We start from the raw sequence: 15,877 nt of genomic DNA, 5'->3' as shown, positions 1-15,877 counted from the left end.
CTTGGCAATCACGAAGATCCTCGTCGCCAACCGGTCCGAAATCGCCATCCGCGTCTTTCGCGCGGCCAACGAACTGGGTCTCAAAACCGTGGCGATCTGGGCGGAAGAGGACAAATATTCGCTGCACCGCTTCAAGGCCGACGAAAGCTACCAGGTCGGGCGCGGGCCGCATCTCGCCAAGGATATGGGGCCGATCGAGAGCTACCTTTCGATCGAAGAAGTGATCCGCGTCGCCAGGCTGTCCGGCGCCGACGCCATCCACCCCGGTTACGGCCTTTTGTCGGAGAGTCCGGAATTCGCCGAGTCCTGCGCTGCCGCCGGCATCACCTTCATCGGGCCGAAGCCGGAAACGATGCGCCGGCTCGGCAACAAGGTCGCAGCGCGCAACCTGGCGATCGAGGTCGGCGTGCCGGTCGTGCCCGCCACCGATCCGCTGCCGGACGACATGGAAGAGGTGAAGAAGCTCGCCGCGCAAATCGGCTATCCGGTGATGCTGAAGGCCTCGTGGGGCGGCGGCGGCCGCGGCATGCGCGCCATCCGCTCGGAGGCCGACCTCGCGCGCGAGGTCATGGAAGGCAAGCGCGAGGCGAAGGCCGCCTTCGGCAAGGACGAGGTCTATCTCGAAAAGCTGATCGAGCGCGCCCGCCATGTCGAGGTGCAGGTGCTCGGCGACACGCATGGCAATGCCGTGCATCTGTTCGAGCGCGACTGCTCGATCCAGCGCCGCAATCAGAAGGTCGTCGAACGCGCGCCGGCTCCCTATCTCAGCGAGGAGCTGCGCCAGGAGCTCTGCGGCTATGCGCTGAAGATCGCGCGCGAGACCAGCTATATCGGCGCCGGCACGGTCGAGTTCCTGCAGGACGCCGACACCGGCAAGTTTTACTTCATAGAGGTCAACCCGCGCATCCAGGTCGAGCACACGGTCACCGAGATGGTGACGGGCATCGACATCGTGAAGGCGCAGATTCACATCCTCGACGGCTTCGCCATCGGCACGCCGGAATCCGGCGTGCCGATGCAGAAGGACATCAAGCTCAACGGCCACGCGCTGCAGTGCCGCATCACCACCGAGGATCCGGAGCACAATTTCATTCCGGACTATGGCCGCATCACCGCCTATCGCGGCGCCACCGGCTTCGGCATACGGCTCGACGGCGGCACCGCCTATTCGGGCGCGGTCATCACCCGCTTCTACGATCCGCTGCTCGAAAAGGTGACGGCCTGGGCGCCGACGCCGGCCGAGACGATCGCGCGCATGAACCGGGCGCTGCGCGAGTTCCGCATCCGCGGCGTGGCGACCAACCTCACCTTCCTCGAAGCGATCATCAATCACCCGAGCTTTGCCGACAATTCCTACACCACCAAGTTCATCGACACGACGCCGGAACTGTTCCAGCAGGTGAAGCGGCAGGACCGCGCCACCAAGCTTCTCAACTACCTGGCCGATGTCAGCGTCAACGGCCATCCCGAGACGCGCGGCCGGCCGATGCCGAAGGCCGACGCGGCGGCGCCTGTCGTGCCCTATCTCAACGGCAAGGTGCCGGACGGCAGCAAGCAAAGGTTCGATGCGCTCGGACCGGAGAAGTTCGCCTCCTGGATGCGCGGCCAGACCCAGGTGCTGGTCACCGACACGACGATGCGCGACGGCCACCAGTCGCTGCTCGCCACCCGGATGCGCACCTATGACATCGCAGGCATTGCCGGCACCTATGCGCGGGCGCTGCCGCAGCTGTTGTCGCTGGAGTGCTGGGGCGGCGCCACCTTCGACGTCGCCATGCGCTTCCTCACCGAGGATCCGTGGGAACGGCTGTCACGGGTGCGTGAAGCCGCACCCAACCTTCTGCTGCAGATGCTGCTGCGCGGCGCCAACGGCGTCGGCTACACCAACTATCCCGACAATGTCGTGCAGCATTTCGTCAGACAGGCAGCCGCCGGCGGCGTCGACCTGTTCCGTGTATTCGACTGCCTGAACTGGGTCGAGAACATGCGCGTCGCCATGGACGCGGTGGGCACCGAGGGCAAGCTGATCGAAGCGGCGATGTGCTACACCGGCGACATCCTCGATCCGGCGCGCGCAAAATACGACCTCAAATACTATGTCGGGCTGGCGAAGGAACTGGAAGCGGCCGGCGCGCATATCATCGCCGTCAAGGACATGGCGGGCCTGTTGAAGCCGTCGGCGGCGCGCGTGCTGTTCAAGGCGCTGCGCGAAGAGACCGACCTGCCGATCCATTTCCACACGCACGATACGTCCGGCCTGTCGGCGGCGACGGTGCTGGCGGCGGTCGAGACCGGCGTCGACGCCATCGACGCGGCGATGGATTCCTTCTCGGGCAACACCTCGCAACCCTGCCTCGGCTCGATCGTCGAGGCGCTCAAGGGCACGGAGCGCGACCCGGGACTCGATCCGCAGTGGATCCGCCACGTCTCCTTCTACTGGGAAGCGGTCCGCAACCAGTATGCCGCCTTCGAGAGCGACCTCAAGGGTCCGGCCTCGGAAGTCTATCTGCACGAGATGCCGGGCGGCCAGTTCACCAATCTCAAGGAACAGGCGCGCTCGCTCGGGCTCGAAACGCGCTGGCACGAGGTGGCGCAGGCCTATCACGACGTCAACCTGATGTTCGGCGACATCGTCAAGGTGACGCCGTCGTCGAAAGTGGTCGGCGACATGGCGCTGATGATGGTGAGCCAGGACCTCACCGTCGCCGACGTCGAGAACCCGGCGAAGGACATCGCCTTCCCGGACTCGGTCGTCTCGATGCTGCGCGGCGATCTCGGCCAATCGCCCGGCGGCTGGCCGCAAGCGCTGCAGAAGAAGGCGCTGAAGGGCGAAAAGCCGATCACCGTCCGGCCGGGCTCGCTGCTCAAGCCGGCGAACCTGAAGGCCAGCCGCAAGGAGATCGAGGAAAAGCTCGAACGCAAGCTCACAGAGTTCGAGTTCGCCTCCTGGCTGATGTATCCGAAAGTGTTCACCGACTTTGCCGCCGCGCAGGAATCCTACGGCCCGGTCAGCGTGCTGCCGACGCCGACCTATTTCTACGGCATGAAGTCGGAAGACGAGATCTTCGTCGACATCGAGAAGGGCAAGACCTTGGTGGTGCGCTGCCAGGCGTTCGGCGATGTCGACGACAAGGGCATGGTCACCGTCTTCTTCGAGCTCAACGGCCAGCCGCGCCGCGTGAAGGTGCCGGACCGCGCCCACGGCGCCTCGGCCGCCAAGGCGCGGCGCAAGGCGGAACCCGGCAACGAAGCGCATATCGGCGCGCCGATGCCGGGCGTGGTCTCAGCGCTTGCGGTTGCCGCCGGGCAGGCCGTCAAGGCGGGCGATGTGCTGCTCTCGATCGAGGCGATGAAGATGGAGACCGCGCTGCATGCCGAGCGCGACGGCGTGGTCGCCGAAGTGCTGGTCAAGGCCGGCGACCAGATCGACGCCAAGGATTTGCTGATCGCTTTCGGGTAGGTGTATTGAGATTCAGGTGAGGCCGGTCTGCAAACGCCGGCTTCCTGCGCTTCCGGCCTTCGCCGGCCGAAGCATCCATGACTGAGAATGGCGTGGCAGTTTAAGGCTACGGCCGGCGTAGGCCGGTGCTCACGTACCTTAAGTACGCTCCGCTCCGGTTCTCGGAAGCCACCATTCTCAGGCCGGCTTGACCTGAATCCCAACACACCCTAGGGCGTGCGTAACCCTTCATGCCGCATCGATAATGTCTTGACCCGCCGCGCGTGCTCGGGCATCGAACCCGCTCCAATTTTGCCGGGGCGGGAATCGCCGTGGCGCAAAAAACGCGGAGAGAAAAATGGCCGACGAGATCACCGAGACCAGCCAGACTGTAGCCGCCGGCCAGCTGCGCGCCATCATCGAGCGCATCGAGCGGCTCGAGGAAGAGAAGAAGACGATTTCCGACGACATCAAGGACGTCTATGGCGAGGCCAAGGGCACCGGCTTCGACACCAAGGCGATCCGCACCATCATCCGGCTGCGCAAGAAGGACCAAGCCGAGCGCCAGGAGGAGGAGTCGATCCTCGATCTATACAAGGCCGCGCTCGGCATGGTCTAAGAGACTGTTTGGAAATTCTACTCCGGCGGCCATCTGATGGCGTTTTCTGCGCTTCCGTTGCTCACGGACCAAATGTCCGCTGCGCTACGGTTCTCGAAACCACCACCATATGACTCGCCAGAGCGAATTTCGAAACAGTCTCGGCCAAGCCGTGATGGTAGCGCGAGCAGCCGGCCATGAGCGAGTTCGACTTCGGCGGGCGCCGCGCTTCGGAGTTCCGCCATCGCGGTTTCTGGGCGCTGTTCGCCGAACGGCACCCGGGAGAAAGGGCACGGCTGGCGAGGCGCGGTCCTTGGTTCTGGCAGCGCGGCTTGCCGGAGTTTGCCCTGGTGCTTTCCATGTATGTCGCGCCGAGCGAGAATGTGGTCGGCGTCTTCTTCGGCCGCAACGAAAAGCTCGGCGCAACGGAAGTCTGGACACGGCTGAAGCCGTTTCAGCCGGCGATCGAGGCGCGGCTGAAGCTCAGGCCGGAGCAGAGCGCGCAGAACCTCGGCATCAATTCGCAGTGGCAGGTCAACTGCTTCGCCGAGGACAACTGGCCGGCCATGGCCGACTGGCTGGTGACGGAATGCTCACGCTTCGAGCGCGCCGTGACTGAAGTGCTGGGGCGGGAGTAGACCGCAGATGCTTGCCGGCTTCTTCCGCTCGCGCTGGCAAGGCAGAGCTTCGCCCGACCGGCTGTTCTGGCGCGACATGCTGCTTGCCGGCACGGCGATCAACATTGCCTCGTCGGCGCTGGCGCTCGTCCTGCTCGGGCTGAAGCTGCCGCTCTGGCTGGTTCTCACAGTGCATTTCCTCGCCGTTCCCTACAACATCTTCCTCTCCCTTGCCGTCTGGCGGACGGCGGAAAAGACCGGCGGCGCCAAGGCCTCGCTGATGATGCTGGGCTCGGCGCTCTGGCTGATCGCGACGGTCATTGTGTGAGGACGCACAGCAGATGCGCATAAAAAAGGGCGGCCGAAGCCACCCTTTCCAAACTGACGGGGTACCGGTCAGGCCGCCGGCTCGAACTGCAGCGCCACGCCGTTGATGCAGTAGCGCAGGCCGGTCGGCGGCGGGCCGTCCTCGAAGACATGGCCGAGATGGCTGCCGCAGCGCGAGCAATGACATTCGGTGCGAACCATGCCGTAGCTGCGGTCGACGGTGGTCTCGATCGAACCAGGCACCGGATCGTTGAAGCTCGGCCAGCCGGTGCCGCTCTCGAATTTCAGCTTGGATTCGAACAGCGGCTGGTCGCAACCGACGCAGAAGAAAGTGCCGGCGCGCTTCTCGTAAAGCAGGGCGCAGCTGCCGGGACGCTCAGTGCCGTGGTTGCGCATGACGGCATATTGCTCCGGCGTCAGCCGGGCTCGCCACTCGGCATCGGTGCGGGTGACGGGGTAGGCGTGGGTGTCCATGAAATCTCCTCGGCCTTGGCGGCTCGTTGTTGGTGGGCAGCCTATATTCGCGCAAACATAGGCATTTGTTACAAACGCTGCCAGCGAAAGCGGGCTAGTGCTTGCGGGACAGCTGCCTCGTCGCCGCTTCGAGCCCGGCAAGCGTCAGTGGGAACATCCGGCCGCCGAAGATATCGTTGATCATCGCGATCGAGTGCGTGTAGCGCCAGTTCTTCTCAGCTTCCGGGTTGAGCCAGATCGCATTCGGCCATTGCTGCAACAGCCTTGCGAGCCAGACGCTGCCGGCTTCCGGGTTCCAGTGCTCGACCGAGCCGCCGGGATGGGCGATCTCGTAGGGGCTCATGGAGGCATCGCCGACGACGATGACCTTGTAGTCCGACCCGTATTTGTGAAGCAGGTCGAAGGTCGGGATGGTCTCGGCAAGGCGGCGGCGGTTGTCCTTCCAGACGCGCTCATAGAGGCAGTTGTGGAAGTAGAAATATTCGAGTTGCCGAAACTCGGCGCGCGCGGCGGAGAACAGTTCCTCGACGGTGCGGATATGGTCGTCCATCGAGCCGCCGACGTCGAAGAACATCAAGAGCTTCACTGCGTTGCGCCGCTCGGGTCGCGTCTTGACGTCCAGATAGCCGTGCTCAGCTGTGGCATGGATGGTGCCAGGCAGGTCGAACTCTTCCTCGGCGCCCTCGCGCACCCAACGACGCAGGCGCTTCAGCGCCACCTTTATATTGCGGGTGCCGAGCTCGACGGCATCGTCGAAATTCTTGAACTCGCGCTTGTCCCAGACTTTTACCGCGCGGCGATGCCGGCTTTCGTGCTGGCCGATGCGCACGCCCTCCGAATTGTAGCCATAGGCGCCGAATGGCGAGGTGCCGCCGGTGCCGATCCATTTCGAACCACCCTGGTGGCGACCCTTCTGCTCCTCCAGACGCTGCTTCAGCGTCTCCATCAGCTTCTCGAAGCCACCCAGCGCCTCGATCAGCTTCTTCTCTTCTTCGGTCAGGTGCTTTTCGGCAAGCCTGCGCAGCCATTCCTCGGGGATGTTGGCGACATCGACGGCATCCGGCCCGGCAAGCGCCTCGACGCCCTTGAAAACATGCGCGAACACCTGGTCGAAACGATCGATGTGGCGCTCGTCCTTCACCAGGGCCGAACGCGCGAGGTAGTAGAAACCCTCGACGTCATAGTCGACGAGCCCAGCCTCCAGCCCTTCGAGCAGCGACAGATATTCCCTGAGCGAAACGGGAACCCGCGCGGCCTTCAGTTCGAGGAAGAAGGGAATGAACATGATCGGATAGTTATCTGTGTCCCTCGATTTTTTCTCGAGCAGCACTCGCAATGAAAGCAGAGCGCGTGAGGCCATGACGGCCGGCCTCTTCGTCGATTGCCGCCAAGAGGCCGGCGTCCAGCGAAAGATTGGCCCTTACAGGTCGCCCGGAATCGATCAGCACAGGAATCATCACTGCCGACTCGCCGGCGCTACTGTCGATTTCATCCGCCCGCAATAGGTCCGCCACGGTCCGGGGGGCTGGCATGGGCAAATGTTTAGCCAGCCGTGCTTCGGCCCATCCACGTATCGCTGAGGTCGCATCCGCGATCGCTTCCTCGGGATTCGCGCCGCCGCCATGACAGCCAGGAAGATCGGGAACGCGCACCCCCCAAATGTCGTCCGCACCGTCGAGAATTTTGACATAATGAGTCATTCAACTTGTCCTCAAATCCATCCGGCAAGCCGGGCGATAGATCGCGCGACGCCCGGAGACTGCTCCCGATGCCTTACAGCAGATCGTACTCGATGAAGCCTGTCCGCCGCGCGACATGGTCGTAGAGCCTGCGCGCGGTGGCGTTGGTCTCGTGCGTCATCCAATAGACGTTCTTCACGCCGATCTTGCCGGCCTCCTCTTGCACGGCTTTGATCAAGGCCGCGCCGACACCCTTGCCGCGCACCTCCGGGTCGGCGAACAGGTCCTGCAGGTAGCAGTTGTTTTTCTCCGACCAGCACGAGCGGTGATAGAGATAGTGGGTGAGGCCGACAGCGCTGCCGTGAAACGTGGCGATAAAACCTTTCGGCTCGAATTCGCCTGCCGAGAACAGGCGCTTCCAAGTGACGTCGTAGACCTCGTCCGGCAGCTTGGTCTCGTAGAAAGTGAGGTAGGCGGTCCACAGCCGCCGCCAGTCGGCGTGATCGGACTGGGCAAGCGGGCGGACGGTGATCTCGGACATGTTTTCCTCCAATGTTTTGGTCGGAAGCTGCGACAGCGGCCGCTTGCCGGCAACGGTCCACAGCTGGAGAAAGCGCTATTGCTGTCGCCTATCCCTGGCGCCTGGCCATGAAGGCCAGGCGTTCGAAGAGGTGTACGTCCTGCTCGTTCTTGAGCAGCGCGCCATGCAGTTTCGGCAGCGCGTTCTTCGGGTTGGCTCGCAGATCCTCGGGCGCGATGTCGTCGGCGACCAGCAGGCGGATCCAGTCGAGCGCTTCGGAGGTCGAGGGCTTCTTCTTCAAGCCGGGCACGCCGCGGATCTCGTAGAACTGGGTGAGCGCCGCCCGCACCAGGTTCTGCTTGATGCCGGGATAATGCACGTCGACGATCCGGTGCAGTGTGTCGATGTCGGGGAAGCGGATGTAGTGGAAGAAGCAGCGGCGCAGGAAGGCGTCGGGCAGTTCCTTCTCGTTGTTCGAGGTGATGATGACGATCGGCCTCAGTGCCGCCCTGATCGTCTCGCCGGTCTCGTAGACGAAGAACTCCATCCGGTCGAGTTCCTGCAGCAGGTCGTTGGGGAACTCGATGTCGGCCTTGTCGATCTCGTCGATCAGAAGCACGACTTTTTTCGGTGCGGCGAAGGCGTCCCACAGCTTGCCGCGCTTGATGTAGTTCTTGATGTCGCTGAAGCGGTCGTCGCCGAGTTGGCTGTCGCGCAGGCGCGAGACCGCGTCATATTCGTAAAGGCCCTGCTGCGCCTTTGTGGTGGATTTGACATTCCATTCGATGAAATCCAGCCCGAGCGCCGCCGCCACCTGGCGTGCCAGCTCGGTCTTGCCGGTGCCGGGCTCGCCCTTGACCAGCAAGGGCCGCTCCAGTGCGATCGCGGCGTTGACCGCCACCATCAGATCCTTGTCGGCAACGTAAGCCGCGGTGCCTTCGAAACGCATTTCTTCTCCTATCCGAGCGGCGGGACCGTAAGGAGCCATGCGCACGCGTGCAAGCTTTAACGGCCATTCGTTTCCGCCGTTCGTTTGTCACCTTTCGTTTCTCTGGCGCTCGGCCAAGCGTCGGCCTATATTGGCGCTGGCGGTCTGCGCTTCCCGGCAGGAGAAACTTATCCCCGGGGCCTTATCGATCCTTGGGGAGCTGTCCCTGGGAAGACTCGTGGGTTTTCTCACACGGCGCCCACCTACTTTGTAGGCACCCGGGATCGACCTCTCCACCGGTTGTGTGGATCGTCACTCGTCGAAAAGCCCATATTTGGCGGATTTTGTCGTTGCGCCGTTTTGTGCGGTGCTCACGAACGAAAAGTTCGCTCCGCTATCTTTTTTTGCGCATGATCTTTCACCGAACCGCTGACACTTCGGTGGATCATGCGGTAGAAAACGTCGCTCCTAAAACTCCACCCAAATCTGACCTTTTCTAGCGTCCACGCATGACACCTTCCAAAGACCTGAAAAAACGGCTTCGTAAGGAAGCGCTGGCCCGGCGCGATGCGCTCGATGAATTCTGGCGTGTGGAGATCGCGCTCGAAATGGCCGAGACCGCGAAGGATGAGATCGCCGTGGAGCCAGGCCAGATCGTCTCCGGCTTCTGGCCGATGCGCTCCGAGGTCGATGTGCGGCCGCTGATGTTCGCCTTGCGTGAGAAAGGCGCCAGGCTCTGCCTGCCGGCAATCCTCGACAAGACCACCATCGTCTTCCGCGAATTGGTACGTGGCGCGCCGATGGTCGAGATGGGCTTCGGCACGGTCGGGCCGCATGAGGAGGCGGAAGAGCTCGATCCTTCGCTGATGCTGGTGCCGCTCGCCGCCTTCGATGCGCGCGGCCACCGCATCGGCTATGGCGCCGGCTATTACGACCGGGCGATCGCGAGGCTGGCCGACAAGGGCCTGCCGCCCCGGCTGATCGGCATCGCTTTCGACTGCCAGGAGGTTCCGATGGTGCCGGATGAGAACCACGACGTGATCATCCCGGAAATACTGACCGAGAGCGGGTTGCGCCGGTTCACACCGTAATTGTAGAAAAGCGTCTGAGAACGCATGATCTTTGCGGAAAGTCATGCAGCTTTTGCTTGGCGGACTTTCGGCACGGGATCATATGAGACTTCTCTTCCTCGGCGACATGGTCGGAAAAACTGGGCGCACGGCGGTGTGGGAACAGCTGCCTGGGCTGATCTCCGATTTCAAGCTCGATTTCGTCATCGTCAATGGCGAGAATGCCGCCGGCGGCTTCGGCATCACCGAGGAGATTTTCCGCGAGACGCTTGCGGCGGGCGCCGACGTCGTCACCACCGGCAACCATGTCTGGGATCAGCGCGACGCGTTGATCTTCGCGCCGCGCGAGGAGCGCTTCCTGCGCCCCTCCAATTTTCCCAAGGGCACGCCGGGGCGCGGCTCGGGCGTCTACATCGCCAGGAACGGCGCGCGGGTGCTGGTCGCCAACATCATGGGGCGCGTCTTCATGCATCCCGAGCTCGACGATCCTTTCCAGGCCGGCGAGCGCGAGCTTGCCGCCTGTCCGCTCGGCGAGCAGGCCGATGCGGCGGTGATCGATTTCCACGCCGAGGCGACCTCGGAAAAGATGTGCTTCGCGCATTTCGTCGACGGCCGCGCCAGCCTGGTGGTCGGCACCCATACGCACCAGCCGACCGCCGACCACCAGATCCTCAAGGGCGGCACCGCCTATATCTCGGATGCCGGCATGTGCGGCGACTATGACTCCTCGCTCGGCATGGACAAGGAAGAGCCGCTCAACCGCTTCCTGTCGAAAGTGCCGAAGGGCCGCTTCGAGGCGGCGAGCGGACCAGCGACGCTCTGCGGCATCGGCGTCGAGATTTCCGACCGGACCGGGCTTGCCGAGAAGATCGCGCCGTTTCGTCGCGGCCCCCGGCTGGAGGAAACGGCGCCATCCTTCTGGCCGTGACATTGATATGAGAGAGGCCAGTACCTAACTGGCGACAAAACTGCTCTAGATCGTAGAGGGGACGACCTTCATGCAGCTTGTCGAATTCCTGGCGCCGCACCTTGCTTTCGTTTCCGATCCGACCGCGTGGGTCGCACTGTTGACGCTGGTGGTGCTGGAGGTCGTGCTCGGCATCGACAACCTGATCTTCATCTCGATCCTCACCAACAAGCTGCCCGAAGCGCAAAGGGCACGCGCGCGCCGGCTCGGCATCTCGGCGGCGCTGGTCATGCGGCTCATCCTGCTCGCCACGATCTCGATCATCGTGCAATTGACGGCGCCGGTGTTCACGGCGTTCGGTCACGGCTTTTCCTGGCGCGACCTGATCCTGATCGCCGGCGGCCTGTTCCTGGTGTGGAAGGCGACCAAGGAGATCCACCACACGGTCGACCCGCAGGACCATCAGGACTCGATGGTCGGCGGCACGCTGCAGATGAGCCTGGCCGGCGCGATCTTCCAGATCCTGCTGCTAGACCTCGTCTTCTCGATCGACTCGATCATCACAGCCGTCGGCATGACCGACGAGATCGCCATCATGTACATCGCGGTGATCGTGGCGGTGAGCGTGATGATGGTGGCGGCGACGCCGCTCGCCAATTTCATCGCCAGGAATCCCACAATCGTCATGCTGGCGCTGGGCTTCCTGCTGATGATCGGCATGACGCTGATCGCCGACGGCATGGGCTACCACGTGCCCAAGGGCTACATCTACGCCGCCATGGGTTTTTCCGCCCTGGTAGAGGGGCTCAACATGCTGGCGCGGCGGCGGAAAAAGCAAGGCTCGGGCGGCGAGCACTGAGCCTCGGCCGGGGCGGCAAGCACTGCTATTCGGACGCAACGCCCTTGGGGTGGCGATCGCCGATCAATCCCAGCGCCACACCCTTTTCCAGCCAGGCCTTGGCGCCGGCGAGCACCAGCGAGAAACCGCCGGTGGATTCGACTGCCTGCTTTACCTGTTCGTCGCCAGAGCCGGCAAAACCGAAATTGCGGACTTCGAGGAAAGTTGCGTCGCCAGGCATCTCGGTGAAGGTCCAGACGACGGTGGTCGGCGGCTCGCTCCATTGCATGACGAGCTTTTCGTTGGGAACGATCTCGCTGACCTCGACCTTGGTCGAAACGCCATACATGCGCCACTCCCACTGAACCGTCTTGCCTTCGTCCAACCGGCCACTGGAATGCGTGAACCAGAATTTCGTCGTGACCGACGGATCGACGATCGCCTCGAAAACTTCGGCGACCGGCCGGCGGATCAGCATGCCGGTCTCGGCGGTCGGGGTTTCGCGGAGTTCCATGGTGGCCTCCTTCCATTGCAGGCATATTGAATCTGCTGCGGCCTTTGAGCCGCGTCAGGGCAGATTGATCTGCCAGGAGACGCCGAACCTGTCGTTGAGCCAGGCGAAACGTTGGCTGAAGCCGTAATTGCCGGGCGGCATCAGGAACGCGCCGTCCTTGGACAGAACGTCGATGATCTGCTCCTGTTCCTGGTCGGACGAACAGTCGACGAAGAACGAGACCGACGGCGTGAAGGCGAAGGCGTGGTGCACCGGGCTGTTGAAGATCATCACCTCCGTGCCGCCGATCGAGGCGCGGGCCAGCTTGACCGTCCCTTCGGGTCCGTCCTCACCGGCGCCATAGCGCGTGACGTCGAGGACGCTGCTTTCCGGAATGGTCTCGCAATAGAGGGTCATGGCCTCCTCGGCCCGACCTTCGAACATCAGGAATGGCGTTACTTTCACGGCAGTCCTCCCTGGCTCAGAGATTGGGCTCAGATGTTGGTTTCGTTGGCGGGTTCGCCCTTCATCTCGCTGCGATAGTAGCCGTCGCGCAAGTTGATGCCGTATTCGAGATAGGCCTTCATGCAGGCGAGCATTTGCGACCAGCCCTCGCAGTTGAGGTAGGATTTCTTCAGGCCGGTCTCGCCTTCGTGCCAGCCGGCCTCGGCGATGGTGACGAAGGTGCCGCCGTCGTCCAGCGGCTCGAAATTCATCTCGATGCGGGTCTTGTAGGCCGGCTTGCCCTCGGTATCGGTCGCGTCCCAGCGCAGCACGATGCGCTTGTCCTTGGTCACCTCATCGACCTCGACCGGCACCGTCTTCCACCAGGTGACGGTGGTGCCGGCGATCAACGGAGCGGAGGCGCCGCCTATGGTGGTGAAATAGCCGCTGAGCTTCGTCGGATTGACCACAGCGTCGAAGACCTCGGCGACCGGTTTGCCGATGCGTCCGGAAATCCTGAATCCAAGAGACATATCCACAGCTCCTTCCTTGCTCCTTGAAATGATATGTTATAGAAACATAACATGTCAAGTCAAACTGCGGACGACCATGTTTTCAAGGCCTTGGCGCATCCGCGCCGGCGCGAGTTGCTGGACCGGCTGAAGGATCAGCCGCAGACCACGGGCGCGCTCTGCGAGGCTTTCCCGGACATGGACCGCTGCACGGTGATGATGCACCTCAAGGTGCTTGAGGAAGCCGCTCTGGTCGTCGCAAAGCGCGAGGGGCGCGAACGCTGGAACCATCTCAACGCTTTGCCGATCAAGCAGATCCACGACCGCTGGATCAGCCAGTATGCCGGCCATGCCATCAGTATCCTCGACCGGCTCAAATCGGATCTGGAGGGCTGACAAAATCCTCACGAGGCTGGCTTCGGCGCCGGCTCGACGGCCCGGCTGGACGAATTGAGCCGATTTATCTATAAGCCGGCCATTCCGACAGAGAGCGCCGCGTGCCTTTGCAGGCATGGCTCAGACGTTCTGAAAATTTGAATTCGAGCATTTTGCCGATGCCGGGTGATCGCGCCCGGCTAAAAATGCTCTAGCCGAACACGACAGGGGTGCCATGGCTGGCCATTCGCAGTTCAAGAACATCATGCACCGCAAGGGCCGCCAGGATGCGGTGCGGTCGAAAATGTTTTCCAAGCTGGCGCGCGAAATCACTGTCGCCGCCAAGACCGGCACGCCGGACCCGGCGATGAACCCGCGGCTGCGCCTTGCGGTGCAAAACGCCAAGGCGGTGTCGATGCCGAAGGACAACATCCAGCGCGCCATCAACAAGGCCTCCGCCGGCGATGCCGAGAACTACGAGGCGGTGCGCTACGAGGGCTACGGCCCGGGCGGCGTGGCGCTGATCGTCGAGGCGCTGACCGACAACCGCAACCGCTCCGCGTCCAATGTGCGCGCAGCCTTCACCAAGGCCGGCGGGGCGCTCGGCGAAACCGGCTCGGTGTCCTTCATGTGGGACCGGATCGGCGAGATCTACTATCCAGCTTCGGCCGGCAGCGCCGACAAGGTCATGGAGGCCGCGATCGAGGCGGGCGCCGACGATGTCGAGTCGGACGAGGAAGGCCACACCATCTACTGCGGCTTCGAAAATCTCGGCGAGGTGTCGAAGTCGCTCGAAGCCGCGCTCGGCGAGGCGGAATCGGTAAAGCCGATCTGGCGGCCGCAGAACAACGTCCCGGTCGACGAAGAGCGGGCGCAATCGCTGATGAAGCTGGTCGCCACCCTCGAGGACGATGATGACGTGCAGAGCGTCTACGCCAATTTCGAGGTCGACGACGAGACGATGGCCAAGCTCAGCGCGGCCTGAGCCAGCCCGCCATGAGCGAAACACTGCTTCCCACCATCCGCATCACCTATTGCACGCAATGCCAGTGGCTGTTGCGTGCCGGCTGGATGGCGCAGGAACTCCTTTCCACCTTCGGCACCGATCTTGGCGAAGTGACGCTGGTGCCGGGCACCGGCGGTATCTTCACCATTTCCTGCAACGACGTGCTTATCTGGGACCGCAAGCGCGACGGCGGCTTTCCGGATGCGGCGAAGCTGAAGCAGCTGGTCCGCGATGTCATCGATCCGGATCGCGATCTCGGCCATGCCGACCGCAAAACCCACAAGAAGACAGACCCCGCCTGAAGCGGGGTCTTTGCATTGCGGAGTGCCTCTTCAGATCAACGCCATGATGAAGCACGCCATCGCGACGATCGCGGTGACGGTGCGGACGTGGTTCCACATCACCCACTCGCTTAGATAGTTCGTCCACACCACGGCGCCGTTGGCGCTTGCCGGGTCGACGGCGGCCAGCGCATCGTTGAGCGGCACGTTGAAGACCATGGTCACGATCGGGTTGCCGATCGGGTAGATCACGGCGCCGGCGAGCAGCCAGTACGAGCCTGACTGGCTCCAGCCGAAGAGAGCTGCAGCGATGAGCACCAGGCAGATGAGACCGGTGCCGAACAGCGCCGTCATGAAGGTCGGCGTGATCACCGTAATGCTGATCGAGTTCATGGCTGCAATGCCGCCTGCAGCCGGCAGCCTCGCAAGTGCCGGCATGACGAAGTTCGAGAAGGCGAAGAAGACGCCGCCGACCACGCCGGAGCCGATCGCGGCGATGAAGGCGAGGGTGGGGAGAAGTTTTATCATCTCAGTTGCTCCAGATTGGTTGACGGTCCAGATCAGAACGTGAGTAATATTCACATTTGCAAAACGTGATAAACCCTCGTATTTTTCGAGTCAAGCCAATTTTCCAGGTTTCGAAAATCGTCTCGGAGTGGGTCATGGAAGACAAGGTTGCTGCCAAGGCCGAGCAGGCGGCCATCGCTTCACCACGACGGGCGCCAACGCAGCAGCGCAGCCGCGAGCGGGTCGAGCGGATGCTTGCCGCCGCCTCGGCGCTGATTGCCGAACAGGGCAGCGACGCCATGCGCATGGGCGAGGTGGCGGAAAGGGCAGGGGTGTCGATCGGCTCGCTGTACCAGTTCTTTCCGGACAAGCGGGCGATCGTCTGGGCGCTGGCCGAGCGCTACACGGCTGAAAGCCAGGCCTGCATCGCCGCGGCGCTGAAAGACGTCAGCGATGCCGAAGGCCTGAAACAGGCGTTTTCGGAGTTGGTCGACATCTACTACCGCCTGTTCCTGGCCGAGCCGGTGATGCGCGACATCTGGTCGGGCACGCAGGCCGACAAGGCACTGCGCGAGCTTGAGCTCGCCGACAGCCGGGCCAATGCCGAATTCCTGGTGGCGGTGCTGAAGCGATTGCGGCCGGATGCCGACCCGGTCGAACTGGAAACGACGGCATTCCTCGTCTGGCAGATGGGCGAGGCCGCCGTGCGGCTGGCAATATCCGTCGACCGCGGGGAGGGCGACAGGCTGGTCGCGGCCTACAAGCGCATGGCGCTGAGGGAGTTGTTGGCTGAGTAGGATGCTCCCACCCTCCCCCTTGTGGGGAGGGTCGCTGCGAAGCAGCGGGGAGGGGGCGGCGCCAG

At 63.1% G+C, this 15,877-nt stretch carries 20 protein-coding genes and 1 other RNA gene; 12 read left to right on the top strand and 9 right to left on the bottom strand.

The window, feature by feature from the left end:
- The first annotated feature begins 1 nt into the window (after nt 1).
- The 4 genes from pyc (at nt 2) to DH10_RS16540 (ending at nt 4,982) form a co-directional block, all read left to right on the top strand.
- Complete coding sequence (pyc, locus tag DH10_RS16555) at nt 2-3,460, top strand: pyruvate carboxylase (RefSeq protein WP_192245710.1); 3,459 nt, start codon at nt 2-4, stop codon at nt 3,458-3,460.
- A gap of 337 nt (nt 3,461-3,797) precedes the next feature.
- Nucleotides 3,798-4,058, top strand: coding sequence for a DUF2312 domain-containing protein (locus DH10_RS16550; protein ID WP_095804728.1), 261 nt, complete (start codon nt 3,798-3,800; stop codon nt 4,056-4,058).
- A 176-nt stretch (nt 4,059-4,234) separates the two neighbouring features.
- Nucleotides 4,235-4,675 carry a hypothetical protein gene (locus DH10_RS16545; RefSeq protein ID WP_192245712.1) on the top strand — a complete coding sequence of 147 codons (441 nt, stop codon included), beginning with the start codon at nt 4,235-4,237 and terminating at the stop codon, nt 4,673-4,675.
- Between the two features lie 7 nt (nt 4,676-4,682).
- Nucleotides 4,683-4,982: a hypothetical protein gene (locus tag DH10_RS16540; RefSeq protein ID WP_192245714.1), complete on the top strand. Its 300-nt coding sequence runs from the start codon at nt 4,683-4,685 to the stop codon at nt 4,980-4,982.
- Nucleotides 4,983-5,050: 68 nt separating this feature from the next.
- On the opposite strand, the gene msrB is transcribed toward DH10_RS16540, so the two are convergent.
- The 5 genes from msrB to DH10_RS16515 form a co-directional block, all read right to left on the bottom strand.
- Nucleotides 5,051-5,455: a peptide-methionine (R)-S-oxide reductase MsrB gene (msrB, locus tag DH10_RS16535; protein WP_192245716.1), complete on the bottom strand. Its 405-nt coding sequence runs from the start codon at nt 5,453-5,455 to the stop codon at nt 5,051-5,053.
- Between the two features lie 94 nt (nt 5,456-5,549).
- Complete coding sequence (locus DH10_RS16530) at nt 5,550-6,740, bottom strand: vWA domain-containing protein (RefSeq protein WP_192245718.1); 1,191 nt, start codon at nt 6,738-6,740, stop codon at nt 5,550-5,552.
- Nucleotides 6,741-6,750: 10 nt separating this feature from the next.
- Entirely contained in the window at nt 6,751-7,155 is a 405-nt protein-coding gene (locus DH10_RS16525; RefSeq protein WP_192245721.1) for a type II toxin-antitoxin system HicB family antitoxin, read from the bottom strand.
- Nucleotides 7,156-7,228: 73 nt separating this feature from the next.
- Nucleotides 7,229-7,675 (bottom strand): GNAT family N-acetyltransferase, encoded by a 447-nt coding sequence (locus tag DH10_RS16520; RefSeq protein WP_192245723.1) that lies wholly within the window; start codon nt 7,673-7,675, stop codon nt 7,229-7,231.
- An 88-nt stretch (nt 7,676-7,763) separates the two neighbouring features.
- Complete coding sequence (locus DH10_RS16515; protein ID WP_192385006.1) at nt 7,764-8,603, bottom strand: AAA family ATPase; 840 nt, start codon at nt 8,601-8,603, stop codon at nt 7,764-7,766.
- Nucleotides 8,604-8,741: 138 nt separating this feature from the next.
- Here DH10_RS16515 and ssrS point away from each other — a divergent pair.
- The 4 genes from ssrS to DH10_RS16495 all read left to right on the top strand — a co-directional run bounded on the left by ssrS (nt 8,742) and on the right by DH10_RS16495 (nt 11,418).
- Nucleotides 8,742-8,897, top strand: a non-coding RNA gene (gene ssrS / locus DH10_RS16510) — 6S RNA.
- Between the two features lie 194 nt (nt 8,898-9,091).
- Entirely contained in the window at nt 9,092-9,673 is a 582-nt protein-coding gene (locus tag DH10_RS16505; RefSeq protein WP_192245727.1) for a 5-formyltetrahydrofolate cyclo-ligase, read from the top strand.
- 82 nt (nt 9,674-9,755) lie between these two features.
- On the top strand, nt 9,756-10,580 hold the full coding sequence (locus tag DH10_RS16500) for a TIGR00282 family metallophosphoesterase (RefSeq protein WP_192245729.1): 825 nt from the start codon (nt 9,756-9,758) through the stop codon (nt 10,578-10,580).
- Nucleotides 10,581-10,650: 70 nt separating this feature from the next.
- Complete coding sequence (locus tag DH10_RS16495) at nt 10,651-11,418, top strand: TerC family protein (protein ID WP_192245731.1); 768 nt, start codon at nt 10,651-10,653, stop codon at nt 11,416-11,418.
- Between the two features lie 25 nt (nt 11,419-11,443).
- On the opposite strand, the gene DH10_RS16490 is transcribed toward DH10_RS16495, so the two are convergent.
- The 3 genes from DH10_RS16490 to DH10_RS16480 are packed head-to-tail and all read right to left on the bottom strand — an operon-like array spanning nt 11,444 to nt 12,867.
- Nucleotides 11,444-11,911 (bottom strand): SRPBCC family protein, encoded by a 468-nt coding sequence (locus tag DH10_RS16490; RefSeq protein ID WP_192245733.1) that lies wholly within the window; start codon nt 11,909-11,911, stop codon nt 11,444-11,446.
- A 54-nt stretch (nt 11,912-11,965) separates the two neighbouring features.
- The gene (locus DH10_RS16485; protein WP_312891224.1) at nt 11,966-12,355 is read right to left on the bottom strand and encodes a VOC family protein; all 390 of its coding nucleotides are present in this window, start codon (nt 12,353-12,355) and stop codon (nt 11,966-11,968) included.
- A gap of 29 nt (nt 12,356-12,384) precedes the next feature.
- Nucleotides 12,385-12,867 carry an SRPBCC domain-containing protein gene (locus tag DH10_RS16480; protein ID WP_192245735.1) on the bottom strand — a complete coding sequence of 161 codons (483 nt, stop codon included), beginning with the start codon at nt 12,865-12,867 and terminating at the stop codon, nt 12,385-12,387.
- A gap of 51 nt (nt 12,868-12,918) precedes the next feature.
- Between DH10_RS16480 and DH10_RS16475 the strand changes: the two genes are divergently transcribed.
- From DH10_RS16475 to DH10_RS16465, 3 genes are all read left to right on the top strand, one after another.
- Nucleotides 12,919-13,242, top strand: coding sequence for an ArsR/SmtB family transcription factor (locus DH10_RS16475; protein ID WP_192245737.1), 324 nt, complete (start codon nt 12,919-12,921; stop codon nt 13,240-13,242).
- A 214-nt stretch (nt 13,243-13,456) separates the two neighbouring features.
- Nucleotides 13,457-14,206 carry a YebC/PmpR family DNA-binding transcriptional regulator gene (locus tag DH10_RS16470; protein ID WP_192245740.1) on the top strand — a complete coding sequence of 250 codons (750 nt, stop codon included), beginning with the start codon at nt 13,457-13,459 and terminating at the stop codon, nt 14,204-14,206.
- A gap of 11 nt (nt 14,207-14,217) precedes the next feature.
- Nucleotides 14,218-14,529, top strand: coding sequence for an Rdx family protein (locus DH10_RS16465; RefSeq protein WP_192245742.1), 312 nt, complete (start codon nt 14,218-14,220; stop codon nt 14,527-14,529).
- A gap of 30 nt (nt 14,530-14,559) precedes the next feature.
- Here the strand turns inward: DH10_RS16465 and DH10_RS16460 are convergent, their stop codons facing one another.
- Nucleotides 14,560-15,036, bottom strand: a complete 477-nt coding sequence (locus tag DH10_RS16460; RefSeq protein WP_192245744.1) for an anthrone oxygenase family protein — start codon at nt 15,034-15,036, stop codon at nt 14,560-14,562.
- A gap of 134 nt (nt 15,037-15,170) precedes the next feature.
- Between DH10_RS16460 and DH10_RS16455 the strand changes: the two genes are divergently transcribed.
- Nucleotides 15,171-15,812, top strand: coding sequence for a TetR/AcrR family transcriptional regulator (locus DH10_RS16455; protein WP_192245746.1), 642 nt, complete (start codon nt 15,171-15,173; stop codon nt 15,810-15,812).
- Nucleotides 15,813-15,877 lie beyond the last annotated feature (65 nt).

This window comes from Mesorhizobium silamurunense (assembly GCF_014843825.1).
GTDB classification, from domain to species: Bacteria; Pseudomonadota; Alphaproteobacteria; order Rhizobiales; family Rhizobiaceae; genus Mesorhizobium; species Mesorhizobium silamurunense.
Note: the sequence above shows the minus strand (reverse complement) of the source record. Positions and strands in the feature narration are given on the sequence as shown.